The sequence below is a fragment of the Aquabacterium sp. genome, from assembly GCF_035476535.1.
Classification (GTDB): domain Bacteria; phylum Pseudomonadota; class Gammaproteobacteria; order Burkholderiales; family Burkholderiaceae_C; genus Pseudaquabacterium.
Window position 1 is genome coordinate 1 of the sequence record NZ_DATILJ010000284.1, and the last position, 13,514, is coordinate 13,514.

13 protein-coding genes and 1 pseudogene are annotated in these 13,514 nt (G+C 69.5%); 9 read left to right on the plus strand and 5 right to left on the minus strand.

What is annotated here, in order from left to right; all coding sequences use genetic code 11:
• Positions 1-226 (plus strand): annotated as a pseudogene (locus tag VLK61_RS27890) (benzoyl-CoA oxygenase); the annotation flags it as partial.
• Positions 227-283: 57 nt separating this feature from the next.
• Here the strand turns inward: VLK61_RS27890 and VLK61_RS27895 are convergent.
• The 3 genes from VLK61_RS27895 to VLK61_RS27905 are packed head-to-tail and all read right to left on the minus strand — an operon-like array spanning position 284 to position 2,293.
• The gene (locus VLK61_RS27895) at positions 284-1,213 is read right to left on the minus strand and encodes a 2-dehydro-3-deoxygalactonokinase (protein ID WP_325426209.1); all 930 of its coding nucleotides are present in this window, start codon (positions 1,211-1,213) and stop codon (positions 284-286) included.
• The gene (locus tag VLK61_RS27900; protein ID WP_325426211.1) at positions 1,210-1,857 is read right to left on the minus strand and encodes a 2-dehydro-3-deoxy-6-phosphogalactonate aldolase; all 648 of its coding nucleotides are present in this window, start codon (positions 1,855-1,857) and stop codon (positions 1,210-1,212) included. The genes VLK61_RS27895 and VLK61_RS27900 overlap by 4 nt, the downstream gene beginning before the upstream one ends.
• A 4-nt stretch (positions 1,858-1,861) precedes the next feature.
• The gene (locus VLK61_RS27905) at positions 1,862-2,293 is read right to left on the minus strand and encodes a GNAT family N-acetyltransferase (RefSeq protein WP_325426213.1); all 432 of its coding nucleotides are present in this window, start codon (positions 2,291-2,293) and stop codon (positions 1,862-1,864) included.
• 168 nt (positions 2,294-2,461) lie between these two features.
• Between VLK61_RS27905 and VLK61_RS27910 the strand changes: the two genes are divergently transcribed.
• Genes VLK61_RS27910 through VLK61_RS27930 form a run of 5 tightly spaced genes read left to right on the plus strand, consistent with a single transcriptional unit; the run spans position 2,462 to position 8,078 of the window.
• Complete coding sequence (locus tag VLK61_RS27910; RefSeq protein WP_325426215.1) at positions 2,462-4,765, plus strand: nitric-oxide reductase large subunit; 2,304 nt, start codon at positions 2,462-2,464, stop codon at positions 4,763-4,765.
• Positions 4,766-4,769: 4 nt separating this feature from the next.
• Positions 4,770-5,162, plus strand: a complete 393-nt coding sequence (locus tag VLK61_RS27915; RefSeq protein ID WP_325426217.1) for a SirB2 family protein — start codon at positions 4,770-4,772, stop codon at positions 5,160-5,162.
• A 17-nt stretch (positions 5,163-5,179) separates the two neighbouring features.
• The gene (nirK, locus tag VLK61_RS27920; RefSeq protein ID WP_325426219.1) at positions 5,180-6,706 is read left to right on the plus strand and encodes a copper-containing nitrite reductase; all 1,527 of its coding nucleotides are present in this window, start codon (positions 5,180-5,182) and stop codon (positions 6,704-6,706) included.
• Between the two features lie 20 nt (positions 6,707-6,726).
• Complete coding sequence (locus VLK61_RS27925) at positions 6,727-7,494, plus strand: formylglycine-generating enzyme family protein (protein ID WP_414636878.1); 768 nt, start codon at positions 6,727-6,729, stop codon at positions 7,492-7,494.
• An 11-nt stretch (positions 7,495-7,505) separates the two neighbouring features.
• Complete coding sequence (locus VLK61_RS27930; protein WP_325426223.1) at positions 7,506-8,078, plus strand: SCO family protein; 573 nt, start codon at positions 7,506-7,508, stop codon at positions 8,076-8,078.
• 12 nt (positions 8,079-8,090) lie between these two features.
• Here the strand turns inward: VLK61_RS27930 and VLK61_RS27935 are convergent, their stop codons facing one another.
• Positions 8,091-8,717, minus strand: a complete 627-nt coding sequence (locus VLK61_RS27935) for a LysE/ArgO family amino acid transporter (RefSeq protein ID WP_325426225.1) — start codon at positions 8,715-8,717, stop codon at positions 8,091-8,093.
• A gap of 112 nt (positions 8,718-8,829) precedes the next feature.
• Between VLK61_RS27935 and VLK61_RS27940 the strand changes: the two genes are divergently transcribed.
• Both VLK61_RS27940 and VLK61_RS27945 read left to right on the plus strand, forming a co-directional pair.
• Complete coding sequence (locus VLK61_RS27940; RefSeq protein WP_325426227.1) at positions 8,830-9,714, plus strand: LysR family transcriptional regulator ArgP; 885 nt, start codon at positions 8,830-8,832, stop codon at positions 9,712-9,714.
• Positions 9,715-9,766: 52 nt separating this feature from the next.
• Positions 9,767-10,957, plus strand: coding sequence for an amidase (locus tag VLK61_RS27945; protein WP_325426229.1), 1,191 nt, complete (start codon positions 9,767-9,769; stop codon positions 10,955-10,957).
• 103 nt (positions 10,958-11,060) lie between these two features.
• On the opposite strand, the gene VLK61_RS27950 is transcribed toward VLK61_RS27945, so the two are convergent.
• Positions 11,061-11,219, minus strand: a complete 159-nt coding sequence (locus VLK61_RS27950) for a hypothetical protein (protein WP_325426231.1) — start codon at positions 11,217-11,219, stop codon at positions 11,061-11,063.
• 208 nt (positions 11,220-11,427) lie between these two features.
• On the opposite strand from VLK61_RS27950, the gene VLK61_RS27955 reads away from it, so the two are divergent.
• Positions 11,428-13,514 (plus strand): adenylate/guanylate cyclase domain-containing protein (locus VLK61_RS27955; RefSeq protein ID WP_325426233.1); only part of this gene is annotated, 2,087 nt, incomplete at its 3' end.

Here is a 13,514-nt window from a genome sequence, read left to right on the forward strand (position 1 = left end):
GGGGCAGCCCAAGCGCTATGTGCAGGACCTGATGCGCGAACGCGCCGCCGATGTCGCGCCGCTGCTGGCCGACCCGAACGCGTACTTCTACGTCTGCGGCCTGAAGGCGATGGAAGAGGGCGTGGTGCTGGCGCTGAGCGATGTGGCGCGGCAGGCGGGGCTGGACTGGGACACGCTGGGTGCGGCGCTGAAGAAGCAGGGTCGGCTGCACCTCGAGACCTACTGACCGGTGGCGCAGTGGCGTCGCGGCGGCGGCGCCGACCTGCGGGCCGTCGTGCCCGCGCTACCAGCCCGCGTGCTCGGCCACTTGCCACAGCCCGGTGGCGGCGGTGTTGCCGGGCACGCAAAGCGCCTCACGACCGAAGGCCTGCAGCGCACGCCGATAGCGATCACACAGCGCCGCTTCGCCGACCAGCGCCAGCGGCCCTTCGGCCATGCCGGGCACCAGCGCCGCGGCGATCTCGCTGCCGATCAACAGGCCGGACAGGTAGTCGGCCAATGCGGTGCGCGGCAACTCCTCGAACAAGCCCAGCGTCCGCACCGAGAACAGGCGCCCCATGAGGTCGGCGCCCTGGTCTTGTTTGCCCAGGTGCACGCCCTGGTCGAAAGCCTCGCCGCAGAATTCATCCGTGGGCTCGATCAAGCGGCCCAGCACCGAGTGGCTTCGCAGCAGCGCGAACAGCTCGCCGGTCATGCGCGTGGCAAAGGACTCGATGCGGCCGCCGCGCACGCTGACCCATTTGGAATGCGTACCCGGCAGCACCAGCAGCGCCTGCTCGGCCAGGCCGGGTTGCTGCACCAGCAGACCGGCGACCTGGGTTTCTTCGCCGCGCATCACGTCGGGCACGCCGCCCGCAGGCCGTTGCGCCACGCCCGGCACGATGTGCACACGCAAGCCCTCTTGGCCGTGCACGATGACCGTTAGCGCATGCAGGCTGTCCAGCGCCACCGGACACAGCGCATACGGCGCTTCCAGCCAGCCATGGGTGCTGCCCACCATGCCGCAGGCGACGAGCGGCAGGCCGGCATGTTCTCGCAGCCAATCGCCGATCAGCCCGCGCAGCGCAGCTTCGAAGCCGGCCGCATCCCCGACCAGCCGCGACGCGCCGCTGTCGTTGCCGCGCTGCGCCAGCACGGTGCCGTCGCTGGCGATCAGGTAGGCGCGCAGTGCGCTGCTGCCCCAGTCCAGGCCGATCAGGCGGGCGCCCGTCATGCCTGTGCCTTCGGTGCGGCGCTGGCAGTGCGGTAGGCCGCGACGAAGGCCGCCGCGCGCTGTGCCGTGTCAGCCGGGCTCTGGCCGGGCCGGTACAACTCGCCGCCCAGGCCCGCGCCCAGGCAGCCGGCGCGCAGGTAGTCGGCCAGGTTGTCGACGGTGACGCCGCCCACCGCCAGCAGGGGCAGCTCAGGCGGCAGCACCGCGCACAGTGCGCGCACATGGCCGGGGCCCAGTGTGGCCGCGGGAAACAGCTTCACGGCCCGCGCACCGGTCCGCCAGGCGGCGAAGACTTCGCTGGCCGTCATCGCGCCCGGCACGGCCATCAGCCCGCGGCGCACGGTGTCGGTGATCAAGGCCGTGTCGACATGCGGCGACACGGCCAGTTGACCGCCTGCGGCTTGCAACGCGTCCAGGTGCGACGCATCCAGCACCGTGCCAGCCCCCAGCAAGGCACCCGGCGGCGCCAGCGCCCGGATGTGACGCAGGCTGGCCGGCCAGTCGGGCGAGTTGGTGGGGACCTCGATGCAGTCGAAGCCGGCGTCGAACACCGCCCGGGCATGGGCCGCTGCTTCTTCCGGGCGGATGCCGCGCAGGATGGCCACCAAGGGCAGTGCGCCGGGCCAGTGAGGCTGGGGGTTCATCGGTTCAGCTTTCGTCGACATAACCACGCTCCAGTGCTTGCGCTTGATTCTCGAAGATCGCCATCGCCGTGCGCATGCGCTTGAAGCCCAGCTTGCGGTAGAAGCCCTCCTTGCCCGGCACGGCATACAGGATGATCTTCTTGTGGCCCCGCGACAGCGCGACCAGCCGGGCCACGATCTGCTTGCCCAGCCCCGTGCCCTGGTGGCTGGGCATCACCGCGATGTCGCAGACATACGAACAATCCACGCCATCGGCCAGCGCCCGGCCGGCACCGACCAGTCGGCCCGCGTCGTAGACCAGGCAGCGCAAGGCGCTGTTGCTGAAGGCGGTCTTCAGGTCGATCGCATTCTTGTTGCCCAGCGGCGCGGCGTGGTACAGCGCGCTGAGCTCATGCCAGTCGAGTTGGTCCAGCGATTCAATCCATTCAAGGGCCACGGCGGGTTCCATTGCGCAAAACCGAGCTTTTAGCACGTGCCTTTGACCGGTTGCTGCGTGCGCTGTCGCACAGTCAGCTGAGGCCAACATGAGGATGATCACGCAGCGCTGGCTCAGGCATCCGCTGGCCCGGCGCTTGAGACCTTCATACAAAGGGGAGATCGTGCCATGTCGACTGCTTCGACCCTCTCGACCACGCGCAGGCTGTGGCTGGGCCTGTGTAGCCTGCTCGTCGTCGGCTTCGGCGTGCTGCTGTGGATGGGCACGGAGATCCACCGCCAGGCGCCACCGATGCCGGAGGCCGTGGTCACCGAGCGCGGCGACACGGTGTATACGCGCGCCGACATCGAACAAGGTCGCCAGGTCTGGCAAAGCATCGGCGGCCAGCAGCTCGGCTCGATCTGGGGCCATGGTGCGCTGGTGGCGCCGGACTGGTCGGCCGACTGGCTGCACCGCGAAATCATGGCCTGGTTCGAGTTGCGCTCGCGGGCGAAGGACGGCGCGGCCTATGCCGACCTCGGCCCCGGCGAGCAGGCGCGGGTACAGGCCGAGTTGCGCCCGCTGATCCGGCGCAATAGCTACGACGCTGCCAGCGGCCGCATCGTCATTTCCGCCGAGCGCGCGCAGGCGATCACGCAGGTCGCGGCGCACTATTCGAGCCTGTTCTCCAACGATCCGGCCACGCACGCGCTGCGTGAGGGTTATGCGATGCGCGAGGACACCGTGCCCGATGCCCAGCATCGCCGCGCGATCGGCGCGTTCTTCTTCTGGACCAGCTGGGCGGCCGTGACCGAGCGGCCCGGCGAGCCGATGAGCTACACGCAGAACTGGCCCTACGAGCCGCTGGTGGGCAACACGCCGACCGCGGCGACCTTCATCTGGACCGTGTTCAGCGTGCTGTTCATGATCGCCGGCATCGCGCTGCTGGCCTGGCACAACGCGGTCTGGCACCACCAGGACAAGGCCGAGGCGCTGGCCCCGCCTAAGCAGGACCCGCTGCGCGGCCTGGTGCCGACGCCATCGATGAAGGCCACGGCCAAGTACTTCTGGCTCGTGGTGGCGCTGTTCCTGGTGCAGATCCTGCTGGGCGCGACGACGGCGCACTACCAGGTCGAAGGCCAGAATGCCTATGGCGTCGCGCTGTCCGAGGTGCTGCCTTATTCGCTGACGCGCAGCTGGCACACGCAGCTGGCAGTGCTGTGGATCGCGGTGGCCTGGCTGGCCACGGGCTTGTACATCGGGCCGGCGATCTCGGGGCATGAACCGAAGTTCCAGCGGCTGGGCGTCAACGTGCTGTTCACCTGCCTGGTGGTCATCGTCGTCGGCGCCTTCACCGGGCAGTGGTTCGCGGTGATGCAGAAGCTCGGCCTGGCCCACAACTTCTGGTTCGGCCACCAGGGCTGGGAATACGTCGACATCGGTCGCTTCTGGCAGTGGTTCCTGTTCATCGGCCTGCTGCTGTGGCTGGTGCTGGTCGGCCGGGCGCTGTGGCCGGCGCTGGCGCGCAAGGACGAGATGTCGTCGATCGTCGGCCTGCTGTTCCTGTCCACCGTCGCCATCGGGCTGCTGTTCGGCGCCGGGCTGATGTGGAGCGAGCACACCCACCTGTCGATGGTCGAGTACTGGCGCTGGTGGGTGGTGCACCTCTGGGTCGAAGGCTTCTTCGAGGTCTTTGCGATCGCGGTGATCAGCTTCCTGTTCGTCAAGCTCGGGCTGGTGCGCGGCACGTCGGCGACGATCAACGTGCTGTTCGCGACCATCGTCTTCATGTCGGGCGGCATCCTCGGCACCTTCCATCACCTGTACTTCGCCGGCACCACCACGGCGGTGGTGGCGCTGGGCGCCAGCATCTCGGCGCTGGAAGTGGTGCCGCTGGCGCTGATCGGCCTGGAGGCCTACGAGACCTGGCGCCATGGCCAGGCGGTGCCGTGGATGCAGCGCTACCGCTGGCCGATCCTGTTCTTCCTGGCGGTCAGCTTCTGGAACCTGGTGGGTGCCGGCCTGTTCGGCTTTCTCATCAACACGCCGCTGGCGCTGTACTACATGCAGGGCCTGAACCTGACGGCGCTGCACGGCCACACGGCGCTGTTCGGTGTCTACGGCATGCTCGGCATCGGTCTGATGCTGTTCTGCCTGCGCGGCCTCAAGCCCGAGGTGCAGTGGAACAACGCCACGCTGGCGGGTGCCTTCTGGGGCCTGAGCATCGGCCTGGCGCTGATGGCGCTGCTGACCCTGCTGCCGCTGGGCGTGCTGCAATTGCAGGCCGCTCTGGAAAACGGTTATTGGTACGCGCGCTCGGCCGAGTTCATGGGCAAGCCCATCGTGCACCTGCTGGTGTGGATGCGCGTGCCCGGCGACACGGTGTTCAGCATCGGCGCGCTGCTGATCGCCTGGTTCGTGTTCCGCCTGTGGGTGGCCCCGAAGCGCGAGGTAATTCTGCCGGTGGGCGAGGTCGCCGCCGTGCGGGTCTGAGACCGTGATCGAGTTCTACCCACAGGTCCGTGCGGTGCACATCGGCACGGTGCTGGTCAGCGGTGCGCTGTTTGCATTGCGCGGTGTCGGCGTGCTCAGCGGCAAAGCCTGGCCACTGGCCGCGCCGCTGCGCTACCTGAGCTACACGATCGACACCGTGCTGCTGACGGCGGCGCTGATGCTGGTGGCCATGCTCCCGGCTGCCGTGTTCAACAACCACTGGCTGACGGTCAAGCTGGTGCTGCTGGTGATCTACGTCGTGCTCGGCAGCTTCGCGCTGAAGCGCGGTCGCAGCACGCGCGTGCGCGGCATCTGTTTTGGCAGCGCCGTCGTGGTGTACGCATTCATGTTCGGCATCGCCCGTACGCACCAACCCTTGGGCTGGTTGGCGGTTTGACAAGAAGGAGACCCACCATGCATCGCACCACAAGCCTGTTCTGCATCGCCGCCGCCGTGCTCACGCTGGCGGCTTGTGGCCGCCGCGACGAGCCGGCGGCAACCAGCGCCACTCCCGGGGCGCTGGCGAGCGCGGCGTCGCCAACCGGCGCTTCGCGCAAGGGCGACTTCGGCCCGCCGCAAGGGGAGCCGATCAAGGCCGTGCTGACCAGCCCGCCGGACGTGCCGCCGGCGCTCAACCGCTCGACACCGGCCAAGGTGATCGTCGAGCTTGAAGTGATCGAAAAGGAAATGCCGATCTCCGAAGGGGTGACCTACACCTTCTGGACCTTCGGCGGCACGGTGCCGGGCAGTTTCATCCGCGTGCGCCAGGGCGACACGGTGGAGTTCCACCTGAAGAATGCGCCCGATTCGAAGATGCCGCACAACATCGACCTGCACGGCGTCACCGGGCCCGGTGGTGGTGCCGCTTCCAGCTTCACGGCACCGGGGCACCGATCGCAGTTCACGTTCAAGGCACTCAACGCCGGCCTTTACGTCTACCACTGCGCCACCGCGCCGGTGGGCATGCACGTGGCCAACGGCATGTACGGGCTGATCCTGGTCGAGCCGCCCGGCGGTCTGCCGAAAGTCGACAAGGAGTACTACGTGATGCAGGGCGACTTCTACACCACCGGCAAGTACCGCGAGAAGGGCCTGCAGCCTTTCGACATGCAAAAGGCGATCGACGAAAACGCGACCTACGTGCTGTTCAACGGCAGCGAAGGGGCACTCACCGGCGAGAAGGCGATCAAGGCCAAGACCGGTGAGACGGTGCGCCTGTTCGTCGGCAACGGCGGCCCGAACCTGGTGTCGAGCTTTCATGTGATCGGCGAGATCTTCGACAAGGTCTGGTTCGAAGGCGGCACGCATTTCCAGGAGAACGTGCAGACCACGCTGATCCCGGCCGGCGGCGCGGCGATGATGGACTTCCAGGTCGAGGTGCCGGGCAGCTATGTGCTGGTGGACCACTCGATCTTTCGCGCCTTCAACAAGGGCGCGCTGGCGATCCTGAAGGTCGAGGGGCCGGAGAACCTGGCCATCTACAGCGGCAAGGAGGTCGACGAGGTCTACATCGGCGACCGCGCACTGCCCAACGTCGCCGCGGTGACCAGCGCCGCCCAGGCCGCGAAGGCCGGCGCGCTGACCGTCGAAGACCAGATGAAAGCCGGCCAGGCACGATTCGCCGGCACCTGTTCGACCTGCCACCAGGCCAATGGCGCCGGGCTGCCGGGCGTGTTCCCGCCGCTGGCCAAGTCCGACTGGTTGGCGGCCAACACCAAGGCGGCCATCGGCGTGGTCTTGCACGGCCTGAGCGGCCCGGTCAAGGTCAACGGCCAGGACTACAACTCGGTGATGCCGCCGATGGATCAGCTCACCGACGACGAGGTGGCCAACATCCTGACCTATGTGCTGGGCAGCTGGGGCAACCCGGGCGGCAAGGTGACCAAGGCCGAGGTCGCCGAACAGCGCAAGATCAAGCCGGCGACCGTCGTCACCCATTGAGCCGCCAGACACCGGGGCTCATCGTGCGTCGCTTCGGCCTGCTGCTGTCGCTCACCTTGGCCGTCAGCGGCGCGCAGGCCGCTGACGCCGACTATGTGAACTTGCCCGGCGGCGAACTCGTCTCGGCGCTGAAGTACGAAGACAGCGGCAGCCGCGTGCGCATCGCGCCTTTCGCGTTGATGCGCTTGCCGGTGACGAATGCGGACTTTCTGGCCTTCGTGCGCCGGCATCCCCAGTGGCGCCGCGATGCCGTGGCTGGCGTCTTCGCCGAATCGCGCTACCTGCAGCTGTGGGCCGCGCCGCTGCAGCTGGGGCCCAAGGCACTGGCGCAGCAGCCGGTGGTGTGGGTCAGCTGGTTCGCGGCCAGCGCGTACTGCCAGGCGCAGGGTGCGCGCTTGCCGACCTGGTCGCAATGGGAATACGCAGCCGCGGCCGATGAGCGGCGCACCGACGCACGCAGCGACCGCGCCTGGCGCGAGCGCATCCTGACGTGGTACGCGCAGCCGTCAACGCGCGCGCTCGCGTCGGTTGGCTCGCAGCGGCCGAATGTCCATGGCGCGCACGACCTGCACGGCCTGGTCTGGGAATGGACCGACGACTTCTCGGCGCTGCTGGTCTCGGCCGACAACCGCGACCAGGGCGACCCCGACAAGCTGAAGTTCTGCGGCGCCGGCGCCCTGGCCATCAACGATCGTGACAACTACGCGGTACTGATGCGGGTGGCGATGCTGTCGTCGCTGGAAGCGGCCGACGCCACCGCCAACCTCGGCTTTCGCTGCGCGCGATGAAAGGAATCGTCATGGTCCGCTGGATGACACTGCCCCTGATCCTGGCCGCCACTTTTGGCGTGCAGGCCGGCCCCGCGCCGATGCCGAAGGACTCGATCTACCAGCTCGACGCGCCCTTGATCGACCAGTCCGGGCGCAGCCTGACGCTGGCCTCGAAACGCGGCACGCCGCAACTGGTGGTGATGTTCTACACCTCGTGCAAGTTCATTTGCCCGACGATCATCGACACCGTGCTGGACCTCGACCGCAAGCTCACGCCGGCCGGCCGGCAGCAGCTGGGCGTGCTGCTGATCAGCCTGGACCCGCAGCATGACGACCCGGGCGCGCTGAAGGCCGTGGCCGACAAGCGCGGCCTCGACCTCGCGCGCTGGACCCTGGCGCAGCCGCGGCCGGCCGACGTGCGCGCCATTGCCGGCCTGCTGGGCGTTCGCTACCGCGTGCTGGCCGACGGCGAGTTCAACCACACCGGTGTGCTGGTGCTGCTGGATGCGGACGGTCGCATCGTCTCGCGCAGCGAGAAGACGAATGGGTCGGTGGATGCGCAATTCCTGGGCAGTGTGCGCAAGGCGCTGGCCAAGCCTTGAACCCGTTCGGCGTCACAGCCCCGACAAGGCCAGCAAGCCCGCCAGCGAGCCCATCACGACGCCCACGCCGGCATCGAGCAGGCGCCACGCGGCGGGTTTCGCAAACCACGGCGTGAGCAGCCGGGCGCCGAAACCCAGCGCCACGAACCACAGCGCCGAAGCCGTGGTGGCGCCCAGCGCGAACCACCACTTGCCGTCACCGCCTTGGCGCGCGCCCAGCGACCCCAGCAGCACCACGGTGTCCAGGTAGACGTGCGGATTGAGCAAGGACAAGGCCAGCACGGCCGCCATGGCCTGGGGGGCCGACATCGCCGTGGCTGCCTGGTCTTTGCCCTTCCCGTTCACCTGCAGGCTGGCGCCACGCCAAGCCTGGCGAAACGCCCGCAGTCCATAGCCGGCGAGGAACAGCACACCGCCCCAGCGCACCACCGTCATCAGGGCCGGGCGGTCTTCGATCAGCGCGCCCATGCCGGCCACGCCGGCTGCGATCAGCAGCACATCGACTGCGATGCACACGGCCACCGTCAGGCCGACATGCTGGCGCCGCAGGCCCATGCGCAGCACATGCGCGTTCTGCGCGCCGATGGCCACGATGAGCCCGGCACCGAGGCCGAAACCCTGGATGAAGGAAGATTCCATCGCCGCATTGTCCCGAGGCGGCATCCGCAGGCGAAGCCGATTCAGCAAATGTCGGTCTTGCCTAGAATCTCTTCATAACGGCCCGCCAGGCCTTGCAAAGGCTGGATCTCTCATGGATTGGAAACAGTGCGAGGCCTTCCTGGCGGTGATCGACGCCGGCAGCTTCGAACAAGCCGCGTCGCGCTTGCACCTGACGCCCTCGGCCGTGTCGCAACGGGTGCGCGCACTGGAGGGCACGCTGGGGCATCCGCTGGTGGTGCGCGGCCGACCCTGCCGCGCTACGCCGGTGGGTCAGCAGCTGCTGCAGCACCTGCGGCGCAGCCGCCTGCTGGAGCAGGACTTCGTGGCCGAGATCGCTGGTGAAGCCTCGGCGCCGCTGTCGGTCACGCTGGCGGTGAATGCCGACACGCTGGCCACCTGGCTGCTGCCGGCGCTGGCTGATTTTCTGGTGCAGCAGAAGGTGCTGATCGACCTGGTGGTCGACGACCAGGCGCATACCTTTGCGTTGCTGGAAGCGGGCCTGGCGATGGCCTGCGTGTCGGTGCAGGCACAGGCCATGCGCGGCTGCGTGGCCGAGCCGCTGGGCCCCATGCGCTACCGGCTCGTGGCCTCACCGGCCTGCGTCGATCGCTGGTTCAAGCGCGGCTTCACGCGGGCTGCCGCGCGGCGCGCACCGGTGATCGTGTTCAATCGCAAGGACAGGCTGCAGGCCGACATCCTGCTGCGTGAGCTGGGCCTGCCGGACGACGCCTACCCCTGCCACCAGGTGCCGGCCTCGGAGCCCTTTCTGGCGGCCATCCGGCTCGGCCTGGGTTACGGCATGGTGCCGGAGCTGCAGCTGGGCGATGCGTTGGCGCGCGGCGAACTGATCGACCTGGCGCCGCATGCGCCCACCGATGTGGCGCTGTACTGGCATCGCTGGCAGGTGCAGTCGCCACGGCTGGAGCGGCTGTCGCAGACCGCGGTGGCTGCGGCTCGCCAGCGCTTCGCAGGCTGACGCCTTCAGCGCAGTCCATGAGGCCGGCGACACTGCACCCAAGGAGACTGTCATGCCGCTGATCGAAGACACCGCCCGCGCCTTCATGCCCTACCCCGACGCGCCTCTGCCGCACGCCGCCGCCGGCCCTTTGGCCGGCCTGAGCTTCGCGGTGAAGGACTTGTTCGACGTCGCCGGCTACCCCACCGGCTGTGGCCAGCCGCTGAAACTGGCGCAATCGGGCCTGCGCAGCAGCACTGCGCCGACGGTGCAGCGCCTGCTCGATGCCGGCGCGCGCTTCGTCGGCAAGACCCTCACCGACGAACTGGCGTTTTCGATGAACGGCCAGAACGCGCATTTCGGCTCGCCGCTCAATGGTGCCGCGCCGGAGCGCATTGCCGGCGGTTCATCGTCCGGCTCCGCGTCTGCCGTGTCGAACCGGCTCTGCGACTTTGCATTGGGCACCGACACCGGTGGCTCGGTGCGTGCGCCGGCCAGCCACAACGGCCTGATCGGCCTGCGGCCCACGCACGGCCGCATCAGCCTGCAGGGTGCGATGGACCTGGCGCCCAGCCTGGACACCTGCGGCTGGTTCAGCCGCGATGGGGCGACCTATGCCCGCGTGGCCGATGTGCTGCTGGGGGACGACCCCGCGCCGCTGCCGGCCGCCGTGCGCCTGCTGCTGCCGCCGGACCTGTGGGCGCTGCTGCAGCCGGAGGTGCTGGCGGCGCTGGCGCCGGCGCGCGCGGCCGTCGAAGCGCTGCTGGGCGCCGCGCGGCCCGCGCCGCCGGTGACGGACAGCCTGGACGCGATGTACTGGCACTTCCGCCACCTGCAGGGGCGCGAAGCCTGGCAGGTGCATGGCGCGTTCATCGAGCGCCACCAGCCGCCGCTGGGCCCGGGCGTGGCACAGCGCTTCGCCTGGTCGCGCAGTGTCACGGCCGAGCAATACGCCGCGGCGCTCGAGTTCCGGCAGGCGTTCCGCGCGCAGCTGGCGCAGCTGCTGGGCAGCGACGGCGTGCTGCTGCTGCCGACGATGCCGGACATCGCGCCGCGCACCGATGCCGACGAGGCCAGCCTCGAAGACTACCGCAACCGCGCCATTCGCCTGTTATCGACCTCGGGCTTGAGCGGCTTTCCGCAGATCTCGCTGCCGCTGGCGAGCCGCCTGGGGGCGCCGCTGGGCCTGTCGCTGCTGGGGCCGCCGGGCAGCGACCGCAGCCTGGTGCACCTGGCCGGGCTGCTGCTGCCGGCGGCGCGGTAGGCCGTAGCGCGCTCACAGCAGCGCTTCGGCGACGAATTGCGAGGTCAACCGGAGCCGTTCGGCATCAGGCGGAAGCCCGACAGCGTGCGCTGCTCGCCGCGCGCTACACGCCGCCGGGCAGGCTGGCGCAGGCACCGAGGGCCATCACCACCAGCAGCATCACCAGGCGGCAGGCCAGCGCGGCGGCCACCTGGCCGTAGCCCCAGGGCGACAAATGGCCGACGAAGTCCTTCAGCAAGGTCTTCGATGTGCGTATCGTCATGCTCGGCTCCTGGGTGTTTGGCCGTCGCGACAGCTTTGCGATGGCGTGTTGGCACTCTAGGAGTCCGGCCCTTTCATCACGAGTGACGACTGCTCCATCGGGAAGTGACATGGATCACAGCAGTCCGTGCTTGGCCGTCGGCACCAGGCCTGCAACAATTGCTCACGGCCGGGCGGCCGCTGCGGCGCCCGGCCGGCGAAGGGACACGGTGAGCAAGGACACGCCCGAGCAACTGGAAGCTGCGATGGCTGCGCTGCAGGCGCAGCGCAGCGTGCTCGGCGATGCGGTGGTCGATACCGCGCTGCTCGCGCTGCGCCAGCAACTGGCCGCGCAACGCGCCGCCGCGCCCACGCTGCCGGCGCAGCAGCTCAAGCAGGTCTCGGTGCTGTTCGTCGATGTCGTCGGCTCGACCGCGATCGGCCAGCGGCTGACCCCCGAGGACATCAGCGCGGTGATGGACGGCGCGCTGGCGCGCTTCACCGCCATCGTGCAGGCCCACCACGGCCGGGTGCTGCAGTACACCGGCGACGGCATGCTGGCGGCCTTCGGCACCGAGGTCGCGCACGAGGACGATGTCGAAGCGGCGGTGCACGCGGGCCTGGGCATCATCGACGAGGCCCGCCACGCCGCGCCGCAGGTGTGCAGCACGCATGGCGTGGCCGACTTCAACGTGCGCGTGGGCATACACACCGGCCGGGTGCTGCTCGGCGCCGGGGTCGATGCCGAGGGCAGCATCCGCGGCGCCGCTGTCAACCTGGCGGCGCGCATGGAGCAGACCGCGCCGCCCGGGCGCCTGCGCATCAGCCAGGACACGTACCGCCATGTCAACGGGCTGTTCGATCTGGTCGAGCAGCCGCCGGTGCTGGTCAAAGGGGTTGCCGAACCGGTGCGCGGCTACCTGGTCGAGCGCGCGCGGCCCAGGGCGTTGCGTGTGTCGACGCGCGGTGTCGAGGGTGTGCCGACGCCGATGATCGGCCGCGATGCCGAGCTGGCGCAGCTGCTGGCCGCCGTCGATGCGGTGTGCGCTGCGCGGCGGCTGTGCACGGTGACGGTGGTCGGCGAGGCCGGCCTCGGCAAGAGCCGGCTGGTCGCCGAGTTCCAGCGGGCGCTGGCCGACCAGCCGCTGCGCTGCTGGCTGCTGCCGGGCCGGGCCCATCCGCGCAGCGCGCTGCATCCCTGCGGCCTGCTGCGCGACCTGTTTGCAGGGCAGTTGCAGATCGCCGACGACGACAGTGCCGAAACCGCGCGCAGCAAGTTCGCCACTGGCCTCGGGCCGCTGTTCGACGCCGCCGATGCCGCCGATGCCGCCGACGGTGCCGGCAGCGAAGCGACGATGCATCTGCTGGGCCACCTGATCGGCCTGGACTATTCGGCCAGCCCGCACCTGAAGGACTGCCTGCACGACGACGCGCTGCTGCGCCAGCGCGGCTTCGCCGCCGCCGCGCTGTGCCTGCGCCGCCTCGGGCGCCACCGTGGCGTGCCGGTGGTGCTGCTGCTCGACGACCTGCACTGGGCCGACGCCGGCTCGCTGGATTTCGTGCAGCACCTGCTGCAGCACGAGCACGACCAGCCGCTGCTGTGCCTGCTGCTGACACGGCCGGCGCTGCTGGAGGCCGATGCCCGGTTTGCGCCGCCGTCAGGGGCTGCCGACAAGCCGCGCGGCAGCCACCGCTGGATCGAGCTGAAGCCGCTGGGTCCCGCCAACAGCCGCGCACTGGCCGACATGCTGCTGCAGCAGGTGGCCGACGTGCCGGCGGCGATGCACACGCTGCTCACCAGCCACGCCGAGGGCAACCCCTTCTACATGGAGGAACTGGTCAAGATGCTGCTCGACGACGGTGTCATCGTCGCCGAGCCGCAGGGCTGGCGCGTGCTGCCCGACAAGCTGGTGATCGCGCATGTGCCGCAGACGCTGACCGGCGTGCTGCAGGCGCGGCTGGATGCGTTGGCGCCGGCCGAGCGCACGGCGCTGCAGCAGGCGGCGATCGTCGGCCATCTGTTCTCCGAAGCCACGCTGGCCGCCATCGATCCGGCCGCGGTGAACCAGCTGCCGGTGCTGCTGCGCAAACAGCTGGTGCGGCGCGCCGCGCAGGTCTTCGGCGAAACGCGCGAGTACGCTTTCGGCCACCACCTGCTGCACCAGGTGACCGAAGACAGCGTGCTGCGCGACGTGAAGCTGCGCGGCCATGCCCGCGTCGGCGCGTTCTGGTGCGCGCGCGCCGAAGTCGCCGGCCCGCAGGACGTGGACCCGGCCGCCTGCCGCGCGCTGGCCGAAGCGCACGACCACTGCCGCCA